Origin of the sequence: Mycolicibacterium gadium (assembly GCF_010728925.1) — a bacterium.
GTDB classification, from domain to species: Bacteria; Actinomycetota; Actinomycetes; order Mycobacteriales; family Mycobacteriaceae; genus Mycobacterium; species Mycobacterium gadium.
Map to the genome: position 1 here is coordinate 1,950,331 of NZ_AP022608.1, position 22,723 is coordinate 1,973,053.

Below are 22,723 nucleotides of genomic sequence, written 5' to 3' on the forward strand. Positions count from 1 at the left end.
CCATGACCCAGTTCACCGGCGCACCGATCTTCGACGCCGACCAGCACATGTACGAGACGTCGGATTCGCTGACGAAGTTCCTGCCCGAGAAGTACTCGCGTGCTGTGCAATTCGCTCAGTTCGGACGACACACGCGGATCGTGATCAACAACCGGGTCAACGACTTCATCCCCAACCCGACATTCGAACGCGTCGCCGCGCCCGGTGCGCATGAGAAGTTCTTCGCCGGCGAGAACACCGAAGGGCTTACTTTGCGCGAAATGCAAGGGCCCGCCATCGATGCGCCCGCTGCGACGCGCAGCCCCGTCGACCGCGTGGCCGAACTCGACCGTCAGGGTGTCGTCGAGGCGTTGAACTATCCCACACTGGCCAGCCTCATCGAGCACGCGACCGCAGATGACCCCGAGCTGTCGCTGGCCGTCATCCATGCGCTGAACCGGTGGATGCTCGAGCAGTGGACGTTCAACTACGAGGACCGCGTGTTCTCAACACCGATCATCAACCTCTCCGAGGTCGACGGGGCCCAGCGTGAGCTGGAGTACCTGCTGGCCAACGACGTCAAAGTCTTGTTGATCAAACCCGGTCCGGTCAAGGGTATCCGGGGCTGGCGGTCACCCGCGCTGCCCGAGTTCGACCCGTTCTGGCGCGATGTCGAGGCCGCCCGCCTGCCCGTCGTCCTGCACGCCAGCTACCCGCCGCTCGACGACTACGTCGCCAAGTGGGAACCGCCGCACACCCAGAACTTCATGGCGCAGAGCGCGTTCCGCTGGATGGTGCTGGGCCACCGGGAGATCTCGGACATGATCGCCGCCCTGATCTGTCACGGCACCCTGACCCGATTCCCGAAGCTGCGGATCGCCAGCGTCGAGAACGGTAGTTCGTGGATCTTCCCGTTGTTCAACGACTTCGAGGATCTGCGCAAGAAGATGCCGCAGAACTTTCCCGAGCATCCACACGACGTGTTCCGCCGCAACATCTGGGTGAGCCCGTTCTGGGAAGGTTGCGTCTCCGATGTCGTGACAACGGTCGGCTGGGACAAAGTGCTGTTCGGGTCCGATTATCCGCACCCGGAGGGACTTGCCGAGCCGAAAGGGTTCTGGAAGTACGCCGAGGGCATGGACGAGCGGCGGACGTACGACTTCATGGGCGACAACGCACGGCGGTTCATGGGACTGCCGATCGCAAACCCTGATCCAGCGGCGCTCGAGCCGCCCGTGCTGTCGAACGCATAGCCGGCGACATCGGCGGTTCGCGGTAGGCTGGCCGGCTCAGCCCCGGCGGGCTACATCCTTGGCATGGTCGACGTGGAACCGTGCCGCCTTGCGAATCGATTCGGCCGCAGGGCTCGGCTTCCAGCCGAGTTCCCGCGTCGCCTTACCGTGGTCCGCTGGCGATGTGGTGTGTAGGAGTCGCACGCCCGTCACATCGATGACGGGATCGCGTCGCAGCAATCGAGATACCACTCCAGTGACGAAGCCCGCGGCGTACATCACTCGCAGCGGGATGCCGAAACGCGGTGGTCGCGCACCGACCTCGTCCGCAGCGGTGGTCAGCAAGTCCCGCATCGACATGTATGACTCGGAGATGATGTAGCGCTCGCCGACCCTTCCGTGCTCGGCCGCGAGCAGGAACGCGTCCGCCACGTCCTCGATACCCACCACCTCGGTGGACACCCCCTTGACGTAAGCCGGAAGTTGGCCGTGAGCAGCCATTTTCACCATCAGCCCTTGACTCGGCTGCCAGTCCAGTGGGCCGTACGGGTTGGACACGTTCAACACGACAGCGGGCAGTCCCCGGTCGCGGGCATAAGCCAGGACCAGTTCCTCCGCCTTGCGGCGCGACTCGATATAGGGTCCGCCTACCCCCGGCCAGTTGAACGCATCGTCTTCCGTCGCCGGCCGGCCATGGCCGAGGGCGATTGTGCCGATGGTGCTGCAGAACACGAATCGATACAGATCGGCTTCATTGGCGATGCCGAGCACTCGCTGCAGGCAGTTGACGTTGGTTTCGAAAAGCGGTGCCGGGTCACGCAAGTGGAATCGCGTGTCCACCACGCAGTAGTACACGACGTCGCGGTCGGCCATCGCAGCCCGCAACGCCTCCTCGTCGTACAGATCGCCGTAGCACCGTTCGATGTCGAGGTCGTCGATACCGAGGGTCTTGCTGGACCTGCGGAGGTACACCCGCACATCGTCGCCGCGCTCGACGAGCCTTCGAGTGACGTGGGAGCCGACGAACCCGCTCGCCCCCATGACGAGAGCCCTACGCGGCGAGGGCATACTACGACGCCTTCGTGGTGACCGGTGCGTATGCCGGTTTACCGAGACCAAGCGCGTACTGCGCAATCATGTTTCGGAATACCTCGAGAGTGCCACCGTAGATGCCGACCAGCGGCGCGAACCGGTAGACGTACTCGGCGGCCCCGTCGTCGGCCGCCCCGTCGGTGCCGATCGGCAGCGACGCCGCCGTGCCGAGGATGTCCATCAGATCCGGTGAGATGTCGCGCATCGTCTGGGCGAGCGCGACACGTCCGAAGATGCTCGGCGCGCTGAGGGCCGCCTCCATCCGAGCGACGCTTCGGCCCAGCCGGTAGGAGACCGCGCCGTCGTCGACCAGGCGACGGCCGTCGGGTGCCGTCTCGGCGACCTTGGCAGCCGCCCTGTCGACCGCGGTCGCCATGAATCCGGCCTGGTGCATCATGATCGACACGTCCTGCAGACCGTCCCGCGCGGCTTCCACCGCGCCGTGCTCGACATTGAGCGGTTCGCGCACCACTGTCCAGCCGTCGTTCACCTCGCCGAGCCGGTATTTGTCGTCGACGCGAACGTCGCTGTAATAAACGATGTTCGTGCGGTCGCCGTCGACGGTCCGCACACCCTGGATCTCGATACCCGGTGAGTCCAGCGGAACGAGGAACATGGTCAGGCTCTTGTGTTTCGGTGCCGTCGGGTCGGTATTGGTGATCAGGAAGACGTACTGACAGTTGTGTGCGCCGGTGGTGAACATCTTCGATCCGTTGATCACCCACCCGTCGCCGTCACGCACCGCGCGGGTCTTGCAAGTTGCGACGTCGGACCCACCCTCGGGTTCGGTGTATCCAAGGCATAGTCGAGCGTAGCCGCTGTAAACCTGCGGCAGCACTTCGGCTTTGAGCTCGGGTGATCCGAACTTCTCCACCGAGCGCGCGATCATGGCGGTGGTGCCCGAGGTAACCCACGGCACGTGGGCGCGGCGCTTCTCCAGTGCCCAGATTCGGGCCCGGAGGCGATCGAAACCGCCCTCCGATTCCGGCTTCCATTCCTTCTCCAGGTAGCCCGCTTCACCCAGCGCCAAGTGCACGCCCTCGTCGAAATTGTCGCCGGTCTCGCGATCACGGCGGATCACCTCGTCTGTGACGTGGGTGCGCAGGAAGGCGCGCGCCTCCTCCAGGAATGCCTGATCGTCATCGGAGAGTTCGACCCGTGAGAAATCCATGTGCGGCCCCTACCTGCCTTCCCGTGCCGACACAATCTCGGCGATGTATTTGGCGGTGACGCCGGGGTCGCCACCGGCCAACGACCACCCCCGTGCCCGCACCAGATAGGCGGTGGCGGCCGCTTCAGCCGAAACACCAAGACCGCCTTGAACATGAACCGCCATCGTCGCCGCCTTCGAGGCTTCTTCGGCCATGAACACGAACGCCGACGGCGCCAGCTCGGGACGCTCGTCGGGCTCGTTGTCGAGGAACCACGCGGCGCGCCGCGCCAGGTTGCGTCCGCCCTGCACCGTGATGGCGATGTTGGCGAGGGGATGCGAGATACCCTGCAGCGTCGAGATCGGGACACCGAGCGTGTAGCGGGATTTGGCGAACTCCGCGGCGATGGTCATCGTCTCCTCGACGAGTCCGACAAGCGCTGCAGCAGTGAGCACCCGCCATTCGTCGAGTGCACGTTGATATTCGCTCAACGCCTTCGGACCGCTGCCCAGGACGGTACGGTCATCGGCCGCACTGGGATCGACCCATGCCATCGGCATCTTGCCGATGTTGTCGACCTTGGCCGGACGTGTTCCGAACGTCAGGCGCACCACTTCGTCGCCGTCGCGGACGATGATGTGATCCGCGATCGAGCCGGTCGGTATCAGGCGGACACCCGACACGTTGTCGTGTCGGGGATCGAGCGCAACGAGCTGCTTACCGTTGACCACGTCGGGTTCCACCGTGCCGAGCCGTGCGTGCAGGCGCGCCGCACAGATGTGGTCGATCCACGGAACCGGCGCCAGCACCCGGCCGAGTTCCTCGGCCACCAGCGTCAGGTCGACGAGGGTGGCGCCGTCTCCTCCGCTGGATTCGGGCAGCGCCATGCTGGTTGCACCCATGGCGCACAGGCGTTCCCACAGACTCTTGTCGAATCCGGATTCCTCGGCGGCGCGGACGGTTTCGATCGGGCAGTGAGTCTTGAAGAACTCCCGATACGCGGACTGTATCGCCTCGTGGTCGTCCGACAGGCTGTAGTCCAGCCTCCGCAGTTCGTAACGGTCCATCGTCACTGCTCCTCTCGGGGCCCGAAGAAGAAATCCTGTGCATTGTTGTAGAGGTAGTTGTCCAGCACCTCGGCAGGCAGGTCCAGCGCCAGCGCCTCGGGCACCACCCGATGCATTCTCAGCACCGGCCAGTCCGAAGCGAAGATCACCTTGTCGGTCCCGCGGGTGCGCATGTAGTGGAGCAGGCTGTCCGGCAGCCGCTTCGGCGACCACGCTGACGTCATCAGTCGCAGGTTCTTGTACTTGATCATGAGTCGGATCGCGACATCCCACCACGGGTCGGCCCCGTGAATCATGCAGAGTTTCAACTCGGGGAACCGCACGCAGACCCGGTCGAGGTGAATCGGGTTCTGCGCCTCCCCCGGGATCGGCGGCCCCGGCAGCCCGGTGTTGACGCACAGCGGCAGCCCCAGCTCAGCGCATTTGGTGTAGAGCGGGTAATACACGGCATCGCTCGGCGGGTATTGACCGTCGCCCCAAAAGCTGGGCCCCACTGCGGTATACGCCACCGGCATCTCCCGCACGAAGGCGGTGAGTTCTCGCAGCGACGGCATGGGCCGCAGCAGGTTCACCCCGCCCACGGCGAGGGCGAATTTGTCAGGCCGCTGATCGACGAACTTCCGGGCGGTCACCGACGGCTTCGTCAGGCTGTCCATCAGGATGGCCTTCTCCACGCCGCGTTCGTCCATTTCCTCGAGCAGCTGCTCGAGCTCGACCTGGTCGTAGAGGGACTGCGGTCCCTTGAAGTAGTCGTCGCGCACCTTGAGCATGAACTCGGGCTGCTTCTCGGTCTCGCCAAAGTGGACGTTGACCAGACAATCAATCGCTCTGTGGCTCATGTCAGCGACGCCTCTCGCACGGCAGTGGCTTTCGCCCAGCGGTAGTCCGGTTTACCGTTTCCGAGCCGACGGACCTGATCGACGATGATGAACTCCTTCGGCGCCTTGAACCGCGCGAGACGCGACGTGCACTGACGATGAAGTTGTTCCGGGGTGACATCGACGGCCTCCTTCAGGGCCACGAGGGCGACGAGTTCTTCACCCCAACGCTCGCTCGGACGCCCGACCACCAACGCGTCGGCCACGCCCGAGTACGCACGCAGCACTTCCTCGACTTCTTCGACGAAGACCTTCTCGCCTCCGGTGTTGACAACAAGGGAATCTCGGCCGAACAACTGCAGCGAGCCATCGGCAGCCAGCGAGCCACGGTCCCCGGAGATCACCACCCTCCGCCCCTCGACGACAGGGAACGTCTTCCGGGTGGCGGTCTCGTCGTCGAAGTACCCGAGTGGGATACGGCCGGCGCGCGCGACGAAGCCCACTTCCTGCTCCCCCGGTTGCAGGAAGCGGCTGTAGTTCTCGGACAGGACCAGCGCGCCCTCCCTGAGCACGAAAGTGTCCTTCTGGTCGCCGTGCTGGCTGCGCCCGAAGCCCACGTTCCCGGTCTCCGACGAGCCGTATCCGTTGATCAGGGTGATCTGCGGCAGCAATTCCAGAAGAGCCTCTTGGTGTTTCGGATTGGTCGCCGCTCCGCCGGTGCCGATCGCATACATCGACGACAGATCGTAGGAACCGGCGCGCAGCTCCTCGACCAGCGGACCCGCGTAGGCGTCACCGACCATCGTCATCATCCCGACCTTCTCACGCTCTGCGGTCTCGAGTACCGCACGCGGGTCGAAGCGTGTCTTGTCGTAGAGGACGATCGGCAACCCGTTGAGGAGTCCCGCGAAAGCCGTCCACATACCGGCCGCATGCATCAGCGGGGACACCGCGAACCACGGCTGACCTTCGAATCCGAGCTTGGCGTGAATCTCGTCGACGGTCTCATGGTCGGCACCGTTCATGGACACCACGTAGGTGTCGCTCTGCCGCCACATGACCCCCTTCGGGCGGCCGGTCGTTCCGCCGGTGCACACCATCATCACGTCGTCCGGTGAAGGCGCCAGATCGTGGTCCGTATCGCCCTGCGCCAGAGCGTCTTCGAAGCTGATGGCCCCGGGCAGGAGCGGGACGGTGCTGTCGTCGTCGACCGCGATCATCACGTCCGCCGCGGCAGGCGGGAGCACGTCGGCGAACTTGGGCCCGAACGAGCGGTGATAGATGACTGCGCGGGGGCGAAGGTAATCGAGGAGTTCGGCAACCTCGCGTGGGGCGTAGTTGTAGTTCACATTGACCGGCACGGTGCGCGCCTTAAGCGAGCCGATGACCGCGTCGGGGTAGAGATCGTTTTGCATGACGAGTGCGACGCGATCCTGTCCGCACTCCCAGTTCTGCAGCTCGTCCCGTTCCCGGTGTGCGCCCAAGCCCTGGGCGGCCAGAAAATTGGCCAGTCGACGGGTCCGGTCCGCCGACTCGCCGAACGTGCTGCGACGGCTGCCACAGACGGTCATCAGTCGGTCGGGTACGGCCTCGGCGATCGCGTCGAGCACCGCCCCGATGGTCCATTCGCCCATGGCTAGGCGGAGGCCGTCACGTTCGCACCAAGCAGCTCGAGTGCGTTGTCGCGCATGACCTTCCGGGTGTCCTCGTAGCTGAACTCGGGGAACTGCGGGATATCGGCGGTGAAGTTCATCGGATCGGCCAGACCCTCGCCGTGCGGCCAGTCCGAGCCGAACAGGATCTTGTCGACACCGATCGTCGCGGCGAGCTCCTTGACGTCGTCCTCGTAGTACGGCGCGATCCAGACGTTGTTCTTCAGCTGTTCGACCGGATCTTCTTTGAAGTGGTACGGAGCCGTGTTGGCGGCCTTCTTGAGCCTTTTGATCAACCGGTAGACGAAATACGAGCCGTTCTCGATGCTCGCGACCTTGAGCTTCGGGTGCCGGGTGAAGACCTGATGCACGATCATCGAGGCCATCGCGTCGTGGATGGCGCGGTCGTCGAGCAGCACCTGGTCCAATGGATCCTTCTTGCCGAATCCCTCGAAAGTGGGCTTACCGCCCCACAATGCCGCGATCGCGAGATAGCCGCTGTCGGACAGGTGGAAGATCACCGGAACGCCGGCCTCGGCCAGCCGGGCCCACACTGGATCGTGCAACGGGTCACCCAGTGAGCGTGGCTTGACCCTTCCCGGGACCGGGGCGGGCCGCACACAGACGTTCTTGGCGCTGCGGGACAGGACGAACTCGACCTCTTCCACAGCCCTGTCCGGATCGGCCAGTGAGATGATCGGCGCCGACAGGAACCGGTGATCGGGGCGATCGAAGCCCCAGTCCTCGTCCAGCCATAGATTGAACGCGTGCACCGTGGCCATGGTCGCGTCGATATCGTGCTTGAGGGCCTCCTCCACGCCGCACGCGAAAGTCGGCAGCATGAATACGGTTTCGAGGTTCTGCTTGTCCAGGACCTTCACCCGGGCGTCGCGATTCTGATATTCGGGATGATCGGGCAACCGGTCGACCTTCATCAGTGATGCCGGATCAACGCCCTCGGGGATCTCCCCGCGGAACAACAGATCCAGGCAGCCCGGTTCGATGATCGGATCAAAGGTCGGATTCGGGATGAAGTGATTGACCACGCCCCCCATGACGGCGAACGTGCGCTTGCCCTCGGTCAGCATCTGCACGCCGCGACGCTTGAACTCCTTGGGCAGGTGGCGAGTGCACGAGTCGATCGTCTCGTAATAGTGGTTGTCGACGTCGATGGCCATGTAGTCCAGGGTTTTCACGATTCCTGTCCTTTCAAAGGTTCACTGGCCGGCACTCGGCCGGCGGCGGGAAGTTGGGCTGGCGCTTCTCGAAGAAGCTCGTGATGCCTTCGATGAAATCGGGGCGCTGCATGGATTCGTGCATCAGCTTCTCGGCTTCGTCGCTGGCGTCGAAAACTTCGCGCATGGTGTCTGCGTACACCTGTTGCTTGATCACCGCCAGCGAGCTGGGCGCGCAATTGGCGGCGATGTCCTTGGCATAGGCGATCGCGCGCGGCAGCAACTCGTCTGGTGCGACGACCTCTTTGACCAGGCCGAGGTGCGCCGCCTCGTCGGCCAGGAAGACGCGGCCGGACAGCAGCAGGTCCAGCGCAACACCCTGACCGACGATGCGCGGGAGGATCCAGGAGATCCCGTACTCCGCGATCAGACCCCGTCGGGCGAAGGACGTGGTGAATTTCGCACCGTCAGCAGCGAACCGCACATCGCACATCAATGCCATCGTCATACCCATGCCTGCGCACGCGCCGTTGATTGCCGCGATGATCGGCTTGCGCATCGTGGTCGTGAAGTGAGGGTGACGTGCACCGACCAACTTGCCGACGTCGGTGTCCGCTGCGGCGTCGACGGTGGCGGCGCTGATCGAGTTGAGATCTCCCATGTCCGCGCCTGCGCAGAAGGCGCGGCCCCGGCCGGTGACGACGACGGCACGAACATCGGGATCGGCCTCGGCGTCGTCGAGACGCAGGTAGAACGTCGTGGCCAGACCGCCACCCCAGCCATTCATTCGTTCGGGCCGGTTGAGCGTCAGTACCGCGACGCCGGTGTCGAGGACCTCGTAAAGCACCGGTTCGCTCTGGTCGGAGACGACGGGGTCAGCCATGCGGTCTCCAACGCTCACCGTCAGCCCTCCTCAGGCGTGTCGAACTGGATGTTCGCACTTACTGTACACCTATCGGTAGCACCTTCCGCAACCGTGCCACGGAAGACCGTCTCAGCCGCCGACCAGCCCAAACCGCTGATACGCCGAGTCGATCCGGGCCTTGACATCCGCTGGCAGAACGGCCTGCGGCGGCCGCGAGTGGGGGTACGCCCCGATGGGCAGGCCGAGCACCGACGCCGCGTACTTGAACGCCCCGCCCCAGTGGGTGAAATAGTCCGGTCGCCCCGGATAGCACGTAAAGCACCCGCCGATGTCGACGGTGAACTGGTCGATACCCGACTTCTCCGCATAGTCGATCGCCTCGGACAGCTTGTCGCTCCACACGAGTTCCCAGTATTCGGAGAACACCCGATGTTGCGGGGTTTCGTAGAGATAACCGGACGTGCCCAGTTGAGCGGGCCCGACGATCCCGGCCCGTAGCCAGCCGGCGCGGTAGACCATCGTCTCGCATTCCCAGATCGTCAGGTCGGGAGCGAGGTTGTGTAGCTGCCGGCTGGCCGTGGGCCGGAAGGCGCCTTCCTTGGTCGCGCACACCGCTGGAATCTCGTCGTAGATCCGCGCACCCTCAGCAGGTGTCAGCACGTATCCAGACGACGGCGAGTTGAACATGCCCAGTGCGATGTCACTGCGGTCGGCAACATACCGGAAGAAGTTCAGCACTCCCTCGCCGCCATGCGCCTCCATCATCGGCGTCTGGATGTAGACGATGTCGGCCCCCGCCTGCTGGGCGTGCAGCGTCAGCTCCAGACAGTCCTTCGCCGATGTGGCAGCGGTGCAGGCCTGCACGACGACGTCGGGATCAGCCGCCCGCCCCTCCTCGATCGCCACCTCCAGCAAGCGTTTTCGCTCATCGGACGTCAACGACCAGAACTCCGCGATACCACTGGTGCACCACATCATCGGGTGGCCCAGCTCGCCGACGCAGTGACGAACCAGTGTTCGGTACGCGTCCCAGTCGATGTCGTCGCCGTCCTCGCCGCAGAACGGCGTGTAAAGCGAGTTGCCGATACCCCGCAGATTGCTGCGGGCCCACTCACGGGCCTCTTTGGCTGTGGCCATGCTGCCTCCTCAGGTGAAGTCGCTGCCTCCGTCGACATTCACGTTGGCACCGGTCATGCAAGAATTTCGCTGCGAAACGAGAAACGCTACGACGGGACCGATTTCGTCGGCTGACCTGCGCGCGGCACGTGCGCCGGATGCCCGAAATGCTCGTCGATGGCCGACATCAATGTATACCGATCGCTGCCGTCGACTCCGGCCGACGACGCCCAATCGACCAACGCCTCGGACGCGATGCTGCCCGGTGAGACGACGTCGACCATTGTCCGCGTCGAGTTCGTCGACCGCGTCGGCCAGGCCCTGGCTGACGGCGAGATTCACCGCATTTCGCGCTTCCGGTCGATTGATCGTGATGACGAGTACGCGTCCCCGGCGCTCCGTCAGGATTTCGTCCGACACCCTTCGCCTTTCGCTGCGACGCTGGAAACACTTACTATAGGGCTTACAGTAAAGAAGCGAAACGGTGGAACGGTACGGTTGACGGCAAGGGCGGAGGGCCGACACACCTGCGTAGACGCAGATCAGAGGGCAATTGCCGGTACATTCAGTCCACCAGTCGAAATGGAGGTGCCCTTCGTGGCAAGGCAGGCGACCGCCGAGAAGCGTCCACGGCGCGAGCGCGGGTCGATCAATCCGGACGACATCATCAAGGGTGCGTTCGAACTCGCCGAGGAAGTGGGCATTGACAACCTGTCCATGCCGCTGCTCGGTAAGCACCTCGGGGTCGGCGTGACCAGCATCTACTGGTACTTCCGCAAGAAGGACGACCTACTCAACGCGATGACCGACCGGGCGCTACGCCAATATGTCTTCGCCACGCCGTACGTCGAGGCGAAGGACTGGCGCGAAACACTGCGTAATCACGCCCGCTCGATGCGAAAGACATTCTTGGGCAACCCGATTCTCAGCGATCTGATCCTCATCCGATCCGCCCTGAGCCCGCGTACTGCACGGCTCGGCGTGCAGGAGGTCGAGAAGGCGATCGCCAGCCTGACGGAGGCGGGCCTGTCGGCCGATGACGCCTTCGATACGTATTCCGCGGTGTCGGTGCACGTCCGCGGTTCGGTGGTGCTGCAGCGCCTGCGCGAGAAGAACCGCGCGGCGGATGACGGTCCCGCCGATATCGACGAGGCCATGGCGATCGACAGCGAATCCACGCCGCTGCTTGCACTGGTCACCGAAAAGGGCCACCACCTCGGCGCAGCCGACGAGAAGAACTTCGAGTTCGGTCTCGAATGCATCCTGGACCACGCCGGTCGGCTGATCGACGAGGCCAAGAAACCCGCGCGCAAACGCTAGCCATTTGTGGAGTTTTAACCGTGCTCAACGCGGCTGCGGCCCCACAAACAGCTAGGTTTAGACCTCGACGATGACCGCGCCGCCCTGGCCGCCGCCTGCGCACATCGCGGCCATACCGATGCCACCGCCACGCCGCTGAAGTTCGTAGACGAGCGTCGTCACCATCCGTGCACCGGAGGCGGCGATGGGATGGCCGAGGCTGCAACCGCTTCCGGAGAAGTTGACCAGCTCCTCGTCGATGCCGTACTCGCGGCATGCGGCGATCGGCACCGAGGCGAACGCCTCGTTGATCTCCCACAGCGTGATGTCCGACGGCTTCAGTCCGGCGCGGCCGAGCACCTTGCCGATCACCTTCACGGCACCCAGCCCGCAGTCGCGAGCGGGGACACCCGCTGCGCCCCAAGCTCTGACGGTGGCCATCACCGACAGGTTGTTGGCCTCGGCATAGCCGCGCTCGACCAGCGCGACGCCAGCGGCGGCATCGTTGGTGCCGCTGCTGTTGCCCGCGGTGATCGAGAAGCCCTCGATCTCCGGGTGCAGCACCTTCAAGCCGGCGAGCTTTTCGACGGTGGTGTCGCGGCGGGGATGCTCGTCGACGCTGAAGTCGACCACCGATCCGTCGAACTGCTGAATTTTCATCGGAATGATCTCGTCACTGAACTTGCCGGCATCCTGCGCGGCGACCGCCCGTTCATGTGACCGGGCCGCCCAGGCGTCCATTTCCTCACGGGTGATACCGACCGACTGCGCGGTGTTCCAACCCACCGTGATGGACATGTCCTTCGCCGGCGCATCGGGTGTCTCGACGTGCGTGGGCGGCATCCACCGTTCTTCGAACTTAAGCTCGGGTCCCGGGATCCGCCAGTTGGTCAGCGGGGTCATCGACAGCGATTGCACGCCGCCTGCGATAAGCACGCGCTCCATGCCCGAGCCGATCTGCGCGGCTGCGTTGCCGATCGCGGTGAGGCTGCCTGCGCAGTGTCGGTTCACCGACTGGCCCGGAACGTGCTGTAACCCAGTCGCGTCGGCGGCGTAGCGCGCCAAATCGCCGCCACCGTAATGCGACTCGGCAAAGATGATGTCGTCGATATCCGCGGGATCCACACCCGACCGGCGGACCACCTCGGGCAGCACGGTGGTGATCAGAGTCTCGGGCGGGGTGTTGACCAGCGTCCCCTTGAAGGAGCGGCCGATTGCCGTCCTGGCTGCACCGACGATGACGGGTGTGGACATGTTTTCAACCTCGGGTTTCGGCGTAGGTAACTTTACAAAAGTAGCAGAGAGTGTTGCTTTCCCAGTAGGTGAGGGTGCTCACTCCGGCTCGGGCACGTGGAAGTGCTCGTCGCGTAGCCGGAACGCCTCCTTGGTGCCGTGCTGCGCACGGGTCTTCACGAAGTTGAACTCACCGGGCGCGAACTGCAGGTTTGTCCCGTAGGCGTGGAACAGATAGCTGGCCACCTCCTCGCCCTGATAGGCCTGGCTCTGTTCGACGAGGCGGAATGCCTCCTTGGCGATGACGACACCGTCGGCGGGCATCTTCGCCGCCTTCTCGGCCCAGTACCGCGCCCGAGCGGTGACCGACGCCGGATCGCAGGTTTCGGTGAACACGCCGAGGTGTTCGACGGCCCCGGCCTCGATGATGTCGCCGGTGAGCAGGAGTCGCCGCGCCAGCACGGGGCCGAGGCGGTGGAAGAACATGTGCAGGCTGCCCAACGCGGGACCGAGGAACCGGGTGGCGGGCATGCCAATTTTGGTGGTGCGACCGATCACGGAGATATCGGTCATCAACGCCATCTCGAATCCGCCACCGAGGGCATAGCCGCTGATCTCTCCCACCGTGACCTTCGGGAAGCCCATCAGATTGTGATAGAAGCCGAACGACTTGCGGTCGACGGTCAGGCGCCGCCGCTGGCTCGGACGGCGCTTGGCTTCGGGCGCATCCTCATCGCCATACCAGCCGTAGGCGTTGTTCATGTCCGCGCCGGTGCTGAACACCCCCTCGGCGCCACGTAACAACACGACGGTGAGATCGTCGTCCTCGGCCACCTGGTCGAGATATCTGCCGACCGTCTCGCGCATCACCGCATCGTAGGAGTTGCGCTGGGTCGGGTTGTTGAACGTGATCGTCGCGATGCGCTTGTCGCGGTCGACGTCGAAGATCACCCGGTCGTCGGTCATCGGAAGTCCTTCACTCTGCATTCGAAATCAATTTGGCCTCAATGGTTTTGTCCGCACCAACCGCGAGCGTGTTGCGCCGGGCGGCGAACAGATGGTCCTGCGCCAGCTTCACTGCGCGCGCCTCGTTTCCGTCGCGGATCGCGTCCAGCAGCCGCTGGTGATCGCGAAGAGCAGCCCGCATGGTCTTGTGCTGCAATGGGTCACCCTCGTCGCTCCACACCGATGACTCGTGGGCCGACCAGATCAGCTCCAACGAGCCGATCAACAGGATCATCGGCTCGTTGCCACATCGCGACACCAGCGCCTCATGGAATCGGCGCGCGTTCGGGACATAGCGCGACAGGTTGTCGAATTGCTCTGTCTGCGTTTTGATCTCCGCCTCCAGATACGGGACGACCTCCGTCATGCGATCTTCACGGGCGGCACACAAACCCGCGCAGATCGGCTCGATATGCATCAATGCGCCGCTCACGTCGGCGGGAGTAGCCGATCGAGTCTGTAACACCATGCTGATCATGTGCGCCGTGCGCTCGGCCGAGGGCGGATGAACGACGGCGCCGCCCATGTTCCCGCGTCGCACGGAGATCAACCCGTCGGTCTCCAGGATGTGAATGGCCTCGCGCAGCGCAGGCGGGCTGACGCCGAACTCCGCGAGCAGAGTGTCCTGCGACGGGAGTACGTCGCCTTCTTTGATACGCCCGGACAGGATCTCGTCACGCAGTCGCGATGCGACGATCTCGGCGACCCGCGGCTGACGAATCCGCTGCACGCTGGTCATCAGTTCGTCGCCCGCCGGTGACCGAAGTCGAAGACGCTCAATTTGTCGGGTGACGACGCCGCCGTGCTGAATTCGCCGGTGCACAGAACCTCGTCGCCGTACCGCAGGCGTGCCGTGCTGGTGACCCGGCCGTCGGCTTCCGCGCGAACGACGTCGAACCCGAGCTCGACGAGGACGGGGGTCGGCCGGCGAAACGTGACCGTCAGCGAGCGTGTCTTGCTGGTGCGCCCAGAAGCGCAACTCTGATGTTGGGTGACACAGTCGAAGAACACCGCCAGGAAGCCGCCGTTGACCAGACCCGGCGGCCCTTCGTAGACCACGGGAAAGGTGACGCGGCCGGATGCGGTGTCGGCGTCCAGGTGATCGAAGCTGTACTCGGGGAAGCACGGGTTGTACGCACCGACGTCGAAAGCGTGATCCAGGTACACCCGTTGATCCGCGGTGCTCTGCGGCCCGATGCGCGGGGTCGGATCGGAGGGTACTGCGGGAGCGAGTTCACGTTCCCACTCGGCGATCTGGGCGACCATGACATCGACGGTGGGGTGCTCGTGTTCCAACGACAGCAGCAGCCCGGTCAGCCGACGCAGCGCCGCGGCGGCCGCCACCGTCTGCGGCAACGGTTGCTCGCCGAACCGTGGGGTGCCCTTGGCCATCAGCCGCCTCTCGATTGCCGCCTGTTCCGTCAGCACACTTTCCTTGCTAACTTGTACAAGATAGCAATACTGTATGCCTAACCGTATAACGAGGGAAGGGCGGAGGCAACGGTGACCGACGACGGGGCGGTGACAAATTCCCGCGTAGACGACGTCCTGCACGTCACGCTCGAGCGCCCGTCTCGGCGCAACTCGTTGAGCCCGCCGATGGTGAACGCGTTCGTCGACGCACTGACCCATGCCGCGACCGATGACTCGCTTCGCGTCATCCACATTCGCGGCGGCGGAACCGATTTCTGCGCAGGGGTCGACTGGATTTCTGCCAACACCGGTCAGCGTCCCCGCACCGGTGACCTCGTGCGCCGCGTCCCACACGGTGCGCATCGCGTGATCGAACTGGTCCACTCCGTCCAACTGCCCGTCGTGTGCAGCGTGCGCGGCTGGGCCGCCGGCCTGGGCTGCAACCTCGCACTGGCCGCCGATTTCACCGTCGCCAGCACAGACGCCGTGTTCTGGGAACCGTTCCTGGAGCGCGGCTTCAGCCCGGATTCTGGGTCGACATGGCTGCTCCCCCGGTTGGTCGGGTTGGCGCGCGCGAAGAGCATGCTGCTGCTCGGTGAGAAGGTCAGCGGAGCAGACGCCGCGGACTGGGGGCTCATTCACCGTTGCGCCGACGATTCCGAACTCGATGACGTCGCCGCGGAACTGCTGGCACGGTTGGCCTCCGGTCCCACCGTCGCGATCGGGCTCGCCAAACAGGCCATCCATTACGGACTGGACGCGACGCTCCCGCAGACGATGAACCAGGAACTCTTCAACCTGGAACTGTCCTGTCGGACCAAGGATTTCAAGGAAGGCCTCGCGGCGTTCCGCGAGAAGCGCACACCGGAGTTCGGTGGCCGGTGACCCAGACGGAAGGAAAAGAAATGTCATCCTCAATTTTCGAGGACATCATCTACGAGGTCGACGGGCACAAAGCCACGATCACCCTGAACCGGCCACAGGCGCTCAACGCACTGAGCCCGCACATGATCACTGAACTGCGCTCCGCGTACGACGAGGCCGAATCAGACGACGACATCTGGATACTCATCGTGACCGGCACCGGCCGGGCATTCTGCACCGGGGCTGACGCGAAGCAGATCCCGGAGGACGGCAAGGTCATCAACGAACGGGCATACCTGTCGACCTACGACCAGTGGGAGGCACCCCAAGAGGGCACACCGCCTTTTCGCCGCATGGCCAAACCCGTCCTGGCTGCGATCAACGGCATCTGCTGCGGCGCAGGTCTGGACTGGGTTACGACGGGCGACATAGTCATCGCCTCGGACACGGCGACATTCTTCGACCCGCACGTCAGCATCGGCCTGGTGGCAGGCCGTGAGATGGTGCGGCTTGCCCGCGTACTGCCCCGAAACATCGCGCTGCGCATGGCGCTGACAGGTAAGCACGAACGGATGGATGCCCAGCGCGCGTACGACCTCGGAATGATCTCCGAGATCGTCGACCACGACCGTCTTCTCGAACGCGCACACGAGATCGCCGACATGGTGAACTCGAATGCCCCGTTGGCTGTGCGGGGCACTCGGTTGGCCATCCACAAGACACTGGACCTGCCACTCAACGAGGCGGAAATTCTCGCGGAAGCCTTTCGAGAGCGCAATCTGCACACAGCGGATTCGCTGGAGGGACCCAGGGCGTTCATGGAGAAACGCGCGCCGATCTGGCAATGCCGATGACCTCGGACAGTTTCGAGACGATCCTGCTCGACGTGGATGCCACCGCGCACGTCGCGACGATCACGCTGAACCGGCCGCACTCGCTCAACGCTTTCAACAGGGTGATGTGCCAGGAAATGGCCGAGGCATGGCGGATCGTCAAGCTCGACGACGCGGTCCATGCCGTTGTGGTGCGTGCGGCGGGCGATCGCGCGTTCTCCGCCGGTCTGGACATCAAGTCCCCTTATGGTCAGCCGGAGAACGTGTGGAATCACGAAGATCCGGGCGAATACCTCAGCCCCAAGTGGCAGAAGATGTGGAAGCCCGTCGTATGCGCGGTGCAAGGCATGTGCACCGCGGGCGCGTTCTATTTCGTCAACGAATCCGACGTCGTCATCTGCAGTGACGACGCGACGTTTTTCGATTCGCACGTCAGCGCGGGTCTGGTGTGCGCTCTGGAACCGATCGGCCTGATGCGCCGCGTCGGCTTGGGTGAAGCACTGCGAATCGCGCTGATGGGCAACGACGAACGCGTAAGCGCCGGCACCGCGCTGCGGATCGGTCTGGTGTCCGAGGTCGTGTCTACCGACCAGCTGTGGGCCCGCGCCCACCAGATCGCGTCCGCGATCGCGGCCAAACCGCCGACGGCAACCCAGGGCACTGTGAAAGCGATTTGGGAATCTCTGGACAAGCCCTATCGCGCGGCCATGGAACAGAACCTGATCTACACCCGGTTGGGAAACCCCCTCGGGCAGGCCGAACTCGCCAACCATTCTCCCGACGACACGTTCACACCGAGGCTGCGCTGATGGCCGCACATCCGCTCAGCCGGCGCATCAGCGATGTAATGGATCTGCGGCCTGAAGGTCCCGCGATCGAGTACGACGCCGAATGGCTGACGTGGGGTGAGGTCGCCACGTTGGCGCGTCACATCGAGGCGCTCGATGACACCGGGTGTCAGGTCGGAATCCTGTTGCGTAACACACCGTCTCACGTCGCCGCGTTCCTCGGCGTGCTGATGGGCGGCGGGACCGTCGTCGTCGTCAACCCCGCGCGCGGCGACGATCGCATCCGAGCTGACGTCGAATCACTGCGCCTCCCATTGATCATCGGTACGGACAAAGATCTGTCGACGCTGGTCGCACCGGCGACGCACACCGCGACCGTGGCGATCGCCGGGCTGATGGACGCCCCTGCCGTGAACGCGGCGGACGAACCAACCGGTGATGCCGGCCGCGCCGGAGTCGCGGTGCGGATGTTGACCAGTGGTACGACGGGTCCGCCCAAGCGCATCGATCTCACCTACGACATGCTGGCCCGCAGCGTGATCGGCACCGACTTCGACGCCGCACCGTCACCGACCGGACCACGGCGTGGCGTGGCTATCGTCAATGCCCCGCTGGTGCACATCGGGGGCGTGTTCCGGGTGCTTCAATGCGTCTGCGAAGCACGGTCATTCGCACTGCTGGATCGCTTCGAGCTCGACCGGTGGGCCGATGCGGTCCGCCGACACCGCCCGCAGGCGGTATCGCTGGTTCCCGCGGCCCTGCGCACCGTGCTTCATTCCAACTTGACCCGCGACGACCTGCACAGTATCCGCGCGGTCACCTCGGGTACCGCCCCGTTGTCGGCAGAGGATGCCGACGCATTCACCGACAAGTTCGGTATTCCGGTCCTGACGTCCTACGCCGCTACGGAGTTCGGCGGAGGGGTCGCCGGGTGGTCACTGCGTGACTACCAGAAGTACTGGGACACCAAGCGTGGCAGTGTCGGCAAGGCCACGCTCGGCGCGCAACTACGTGTCGTCGACGACAACGGCACGCCTGTCACCGCCAACCAGCCAGGGGTGCTCGAGGTGCGGCCCGGTCAACTCGGGCCGGCAGGAGACTGGATGCGGACCACGGACATGGCGCGCATCGACGCGGACGGGTTTCTGTGGATTCTCGGCCGCGCCGATCAGGCGATCATCCGTGGCGGCTTCAAGGTGATGCCCGACGACGTGCGTACCGCGTTGGAAAGTCATCCGGCCGTGCAGGGTGCGGCGGTGGTCGGACGACCCGATCAGCGGCTTGGCGAGACACCCGTGGCGATGGTCGAACTGCGCGAGACTGTCGACGTGGCGACGTTGCTGGACCACCTGCGAACACGGCTGGCACGCTACGAGATTCCCACTGACATCGCGATCGTCGAACAGATCCCCAGAACACCGTCGGGCAAGGCCGACCTGACCGCCGTCCGCGGACACTTCGACGCCGTCGACCATGCCTGACGACACCGTCGCCGCAGTGCTGCGCGAACAAGTGCGCAGCCGGGGCGACCATCCGCTGCTGATATGCGACAGCGACCATCTCAGCTATGCCGAGGCCCAACAACGCTCGACCAAGTTGGCATGCGGGCTGATCACGCTCGGTGCAGGTAAGGGTAGTCACGTCGGAGTGCTGTACCCGAACGGGCCGGACTTCATCGTGGCAATGCTGGCCGCAGCCCGCATAGGCGCCGTCGTGATCCCCTTCTCGACGTTCGCCACCGCTTCCGAGATGGCGACGCAGCTCGCCCACGCCGACGTCGAGATCCTGCTCGCCACTGCTTCCTACCGCGGCCACGACTACCGCGAGAGATTCGCCCAGATCGATCGGGCCGGTATCCCGTTGCTACAGCAGACCTTCTTCGATTCCGCGCCGCCGGTCGCCGTCGATTCGGAACTGCTGGAGGCGATGGAGGACGACGTCGACGCCTCGGACACGCTGGCGATTGTGTACACGTCGGGTTCGACGAGCGCACCGAAGGGCGTCATGCACACACATGCGTCGCTACTCGACCATCAACGGGTGCTCAACGAGATCCGCGGGCTGGGCCCGACAGACAAATTGTTCTGCAACTCACCGTTCTTCTGGATAGGTGGTATCGCATTCTCGATTCTGGCCGTGATGCTCGCCGGCGCCACGCTCGTGTGCTCCAACGCCGTCGACCCGAGCGAAACCCTCGACCTGCTGGAAGCCGAAAAACCCACCATGACCAATGGTTTCGTGGGCGGAATCACCTCGCTGGCCAGTCATCCCAGCCTCCCGACGCGAGATCTGTCCTCCATGCGCCGCGGTAACCTGTACTCGATCATGGCCCCCGATGTGCGGCCGGCGGACCCCGAGCTGCGGCACACGATGCTCGGGATGACCGAGACCGGAAGCGTCATCACTATCAGCGAGGACGAATCCGACCAGCCCGAACATCGGCGTGGGTCGTTCGGCCGGCCGGCACCGGGATTCGACACCAAGGTCGTCGACGACACCGGCGAACGTGTCGACGCGGGGGAGATGGGCGAGTTGTGCGTCCGTGGACCATTTCTGATGCAACGCTATTACAAGCTCAGCCGTGAAGAGTGCTTCGACGCCGACGACTGGTTTCACACCGGCGATCTCGTCCGCACCGATGCCGACGGCTTCGTCTACTTCATCGGCCGACGCGGCGCAATGATCAAGACCGCGGGCGCAAACGTCGCACCCGCCGAGGTGGAGAAGGCGATCGCCAAGGTCGCCGGATTAGCGGCGCACGTCGTCGGGCTACCCGATCCCGAGCGCGGACAGGTCGTGGCCGCGATCGTTGCGCTGGACGAAGGTGCCGAATTCGACGAGGACGCGCTGCGTGAAAGGCTAAAGAGCGAGCTGTCGTCATACAAGATTCCGAGGCGCTTCGCCGCGATGCGCGCCGCAGAGATTCCACTGATGTCCAGCGGAAAAGTCGACATGCCGCGTCTCACAAAGGTCTTCGATGCCTGACACGATTGATCGGCTGGTGCGACTTCGAGCCGCCAACGACGCGGGAAAACCGATGGTCATCGACCCTGATGCCCGGCTCACGTACGCCGAACTCGACGCGACAAGCCGCGACCTGGCCGCCGCGTTCATCGCCACCGGTGTCGCCAAGGGCGTGCGGGTGGGGCTGATCATGCCGAACTGTGCGCAGTGGGTGCAGATCGCTGTGGCGCTCACCCGCATCGGCGCGGTGCTGGTGCCGCTGAGCACGCTGATGCAACCGCCCGAGCTCGCCGCCGCGCTGCGGACGGCCTCCGTCCAGTGCCTGATCACCGTGGAGGAATTCCGCGGCCACCGTTACCTCGACGACCTCGAGCAATATCGGGTGGATCTCCCCGCACTTCGCAAGTTATGGACGGCCGACCGGCTTCCACGCCCCTCCGACAATGCGCCCGTCGATGCGGTCGCCGAAACCGTCACGCCCAGCGACACACTCGCGATCATGTTCACGTCAGGCAGCAGTGGCCCCCCCAAAGGTGTCATCCATTCGCACGGCAACGCGCTGGGCGCGGTGCGATCAGGCCTGGCGGCCCGCTGCATCGATGCCGACACCAGGCTGTATCTCCCGATGCCCTTCTTCTGGGTCGGCGGATTCGGCAGTGGTGTGCTGTCGGCACTGCTCGCCGGCGCCACGCTGGTCACCGAGCAGATCCCCCGGCCCGAGACGACGTTGCGACTGCTCGAGCGCGAACGCGTCACCTTGTTCCGCGGGTGGCCGGATCAAGCGGCGGCGCTGGCACGCGAAACTGATGCAGTGGCAGCCGATCTGTCGTCACTGCGTCCTGGCAGCCTCGAGGCGTTGCTACCCGCCGATCAGCGAGCCGAACCCGGCGCCAGGGCGAGGCTGTTCGGGATGACCGAATCGTTCGGCCCATACTGCGGCTATCCCGCCGATACCGACATGCCGCGGTCCGCGTGGGGCAGCTGCGGAAAACCGTTCGACGGCACGGAGGTTCGGATCGTAGACGCGGACGACGGCACACCCGTCCCCCGCGGCACTGTCGGGATGATCCAGCTCCGCGGACCCAACATGATGCGGGGCATCTGCCGCGTCAGTCACCATGAGCTGTTCACCGCTGACGGCTTCTACCCCACCGGCGATCTCGGCCACCTTGATGACGACGGTTTCATGTTCTACCACGGTCGCTCCGACGACATGTTCAAGGTCAGCGGCGCAACCGTGTACCCCAGCGAGGTCGAGGATGCGCTGCGCACGATCGACGGGGTGGGCGGTGCCTTCGTCACGGAGGTAGACGGCGCCGTCGGCGCCGTTGTGATCTCCCGGCTGGCTGCCGGAGAACTCCGTGACGCAGCGCGCCGGCTGCTGAGCGCCTTCAAGGTTCCGTCGGTGTGGCTGGCCGTCGACTCCGACGACGCGGTTCCCCGCAAGGCGACGGGCAAGGTCGATGTGCCCCGACTGCGCGCGCTACTGCGCGAGGCTACTGGACTACACCGCGCGACGTGAGGTGCTCGATCAACGGCTTGGCCCCGGCCGCCAGATGCTCGGACATCGCCGTGCGAGCGAGGTTCTCGTCGCGCTTCTCCAACGCGGCTAGCAACCGGCGATGGTGCTTGTTCGACTTCTCCGGCCAGCCCGCGATGATCGGGAACACCGATTCGGGTGCATAACGGGTGATCTGTGACATCAGCTGGGCGAGTTTCGGCGAATCCGAGGCGACGTTGATCGCACGATGGAACTCGTGGTTGAGCCGCACGGCGCTTTCGTCGTCATCGGCGGCGTATGCGTCTTCCAGATCGGACTGGATCTGCTGGAGATCACGTAGTTGGTCGTCGGTGATGTTGGTTGCTGCGCGCGCGGCGAGTTCACCTCCGATATAGGCCTGCACGTCGGACACGTCGGTCAGATCCCGACCGGTCACCGGCAGCACCACGAAGCCGCGATGTGGCTGTTGCGCGAGCAGTCCCTCGGCCTTCAGTTCGAACAGCGCCTCGCGCACGGGCGTGACACTGATGCCGAGATCCGCCGCGAGCTGATCCAATCGCACGTAAGTGCCCGCGGCGTACGTGCCGTCGAAGACCCGCTTGCGCACGATGCGCGCGACGTCTTCGGCCAGTTGCGTCCTGGCCAGCGCGTGGGGAAGCTCGGGAACGGACACAGA

At 64.6% G+C, this 22,723-nt stretch carries 21 protein-coding genes and 2 pseudogenes; 8 read left to right on the plus strand and 15 right to left on the minus strand.

What is annotated here, in order from left to right:
• Window positions 1–2: 2 nt before the first annotated feature.
• Entirely contained in the window at window positions 3–1,232 is a 1,230-nt protein-coding gene (locus G6N36_RS09755; RefSeq protein ID WP_163690575.1) for an amidohydrolase family protein, read from the plus strand.
• Between the two features lie 36 nt (window positions 1,233–1,268).
• On the opposite strand, the gene G6N36_RS09760 is transcribed toward G6N36_RS09755, so the two are convergent.
• The 10 genes and pseudogenes from G6N36_RS09760 to G6N36_RS29760 all read right to left on the minus strand — a co-directional run.
• Entirely contained in the window at window positions 1,269–2,279 is a 1,011-nt protein-coding gene (locus G6N36_RS09760) for an NAD-dependent epimerase/dehydratase family protein (protein ID WP_163686337.1), read from the minus strand.
• Window position 2,280: 1 nt separating this feature from the next.
• Window positions 2,281–3,474, minus strand: a complete 1,194-nt coding sequence (locus tag G6N36_RS09765) for an acyl-CoA dehydrogenase family protein (protein WP_163686338.1) — start codon at window positions 3,472–3,474, stop codon at window positions 2,281–2,283.
• A 9-nt stretch (window positions 3,475–3,483) separates the two neighbouring features.
• On the minus strand, window positions 3,484–4,521 hold the full coding sequence (locus tag G6N36_RS09770; protein WP_163686339.1) for an acyl-CoA dehydrogenase family protein: 1,038 nt from the start codon (window positions 4,519–4,521) through the stop codon (window positions 3,484–3,486).
• 2 nt (window positions 4,522–4,523) lie between these two features.
• A complete protein-coding gene (locus G6N36_RS09775) occupies window positions 4,524–5,360 on the minus strand; it encodes an amidohydrolase family protein (protein WP_163686340.1) in 837 nt (278 codons plus the stop codon).
• Window positions 5,357–6,973, minus strand: coding sequence for an acyl-CoA synthetase (locus G6N36_RS09780; RefSeq protein ID WP_163686341.1), 1,617 nt, complete (start codon window positions 6,971–6,973; stop codon window positions 5,357–5,359). Before G6N36_RS09780 ends, G6N36_RS09775 begins: the two co-directional genes overlap by 4 nt.
• A 2-nt stretch (window positions 6,974–6,975) precedes the next feature.
• Window positions 6,976–8,169, minus strand: a complete 1,194-nt coding sequence (locus G6N36_RS09785) for an amidohydrolase family protein (RefSeq protein WP_163690576.1) — start codon at window positions 8,167–8,169, stop codon at window positions 6,976–6,978.
• A gap of 31 nt (window positions 8,170–8,200) precedes the next feature.
• The gene (locus G6N36_RS09790) at window positions 8,201–9,049 is read right to left on the minus strand and encodes an enoyl-CoA hydratase (protein WP_235689997.1); all 849 of its coding nucleotides are present in this window, start codon (window positions 9,047–9,049) and stop codon (window positions 8,201–8,203) included.
• A 111-nt stretch (window positions 9,050–9,160) separates the two neighbouring features.
• A complete protein-coding gene (locus G6N36_RS09795; protein WP_163686343.1) occupies window positions 9,161–10,168 on the minus strand; it encodes a dihydrodipicolinate synthase family protein in 1,008 nt (335 codons plus the stop codon).
• A gap of 9 nt (window positions 10,169–10,177) precedes the next feature.
• Window positions 10,178–10,431: pseudogene (locus G6N36_RS09800) on the minus strand (SDR family oxidoreductase); the annotation flags it as partial.
• Between the two features lies 1 nt (window position 10,432).
• Window positions 10,433–10,567 (minus strand): annotated as a pseudogene (locus tag G6N36_RS29760) (crotonase/enoyl-CoA hydratase family protein); the annotation flags it as partial.
• Window positions 10,568–10,744: 177 nt separating this feature from the next.
• Between G6N36_RS29760 and G6N36_RS09810 the strand changes: the two are divergent.
• Window positions 10,745–11,467, plus strand: a complete 723-nt coding sequence (locus G6N36_RS09810) for a TetR/AcrR family transcriptional regulator C-terminal domain-containing protein (protein ID WP_083126180.1) — start codon at window positions 10,745–10,747, stop codon at window positions 11,465–11,467.
• A 57-nt stretch (window positions 11,468–11,524) separates the two neighbouring features.
• On the opposite strand, the gene G6N36_RS09815 is transcribed toward G6N36_RS09810, so the two are convergent.
• The 4 genes from G6N36_RS09815 to G6N36_RS09830 form a co-directional block, all read right to left on the minus strand.
• Complete coding sequence (locus tag G6N36_RS09815) at window positions 11,525–12,700, minus strand: thiolase family protein (RefSeq protein WP_083126077.1); 1,176 nt, start codon at window positions 12,698–12,700, stop codon at window positions 11,525–11,527.
• Window positions 12,701–12,778: 78 nt separating this feature from the next.
• Window positions 12,779–13,645, minus strand: a complete 867-nt coding sequence (locus G6N36_RS09820; RefSeq protein WP_235689998.1) for an enoyl-CoA hydratase/isomerase family protein — start codon at window positions 13,643–13,645, stop codon at window positions 12,779–12,781.
• Window positions 13,646–13,655: 10 nt separating this feature from the next.
• Window positions 13,656–14,423 (minus strand): FadR/GntR family transcriptional regulator, encoded by a 768-nt coding sequence (locus G6N36_RS09825; protein ID WP_163686345.1) that lies wholly within the window; start codon window positions 14,421–14,423, stop codon window positions 13,656–13,658.
• Window positions 14,423–15,076 (minus strand): hotdog family protein, encoded by a 654-nt coding sequence (locus G6N36_RS09830; protein ID WP_163690577.1) that lies wholly within the window; start codon window positions 15,074–15,076, stop codon window positions 14,423–14,425. The genes G6N36_RS09825 and G6N36_RS09830 overlap by 1 nt, the downstream gene beginning before the upstream one ends.
• 111 nt (window positions 15,077–15,187) lie before the next feature.
• On the opposite strand from G6N36_RS09830, the gene G6N36_RS09835 reads away from it, so the two are divergent.
• Genes G6N36_RS09835 through G6N36_RS09860 form a run of 6 tightly spaced genes read left to right on the plus strand, consistent with a single transcriptional unit; the run spans window position 15,188 to window position 22,068 of the window.
• Window positions 15,188–15,982: an enoyl-CoA hydratase/isomerase family protein gene (locus G6N36_RS09835; RefSeq protein WP_163686346.1), complete on the plus strand. Its 795-nt coding sequence runs from the start codon at window positions 15,188–15,190 to the stop codon at window positions 15,980–15,982.
• A gap of 20 nt (window positions 15,983–16,002) precedes the next feature.
• Entirely contained in the window at window positions 16,003–16,815 is an 813-nt protein-coding gene (locus tag G6N36_RS09840) for an enoyl-CoA hydratase/isomerase family protein (protein ID WP_163686347.1), read from the plus strand.
• Entirely contained in the window at window positions 16,806–17,603 is a 798-nt protein-coding gene (locus tag G6N36_RS09845; RefSeq protein ID WP_179964755.1) for an enoyl-CoA hydratase/isomerase family protein, read from the plus strand. Before G6N36_RS09840 ends, G6N36_RS09845 begins: the two co-directional genes overlap by 10 nt.
• Entirely contained in the window at window positions 17,603–19,063 is a 1,461-nt protein-coding gene (locus tag G6N36_RS09850) for a class I adenylate-forming enzyme family protein (RefSeq protein WP_163686349.1), read from the plus strand. Before G6N36_RS09845 ends, G6N36_RS09850 begins: the two co-directional genes overlap by 1 nt.
• Window positions 19,056–20,567: a class I adenylate-forming enzyme family protein gene (locus tag G6N36_RS09855; RefSeq protein ID WP_163686350.1), complete on the plus strand. Its 1,512-nt coding sequence runs from the start codon at window positions 19,056–19,058 to the stop codon at window positions 20,565–20,567. The genes G6N36_RS09850 and G6N36_RS09855 overlap by 8 nt, the downstream gene beginning before the upstream one ends.
• Window positions 20,560–22,068 (plus strand): class I adenylate-forming enzyme family protein, encoded by a 1,509-nt coding sequence (locus tag G6N36_RS09860; protein WP_163686351.1) that lies wholly within the window; start codon window positions 20,560–20,562, stop codon window positions 22,066–22,068. Before G6N36_RS09855 ends, G6N36_RS09860 begins: the two co-directional genes overlap by 8 nt.
• Here the strand turns inward: G6N36_RS09860 and G6N36_RS09865 are convergent.
• Window positions 22,043–22,720: a GntR family transcriptional regulator gene (locus G6N36_RS09865; RefSeq protein ID WP_163686352.1), complete on the minus strand. Its 678-nt coding sequence runs from the start codon at window positions 22,718–22,720 to the stop codon at window positions 22,043–22,045. The genes G6N36_RS09860 and G6N36_RS09865 overlap by 26 nt on opposite strands.
• Window positions 22,721–22,723 lie beyond the last annotated feature (3 nt).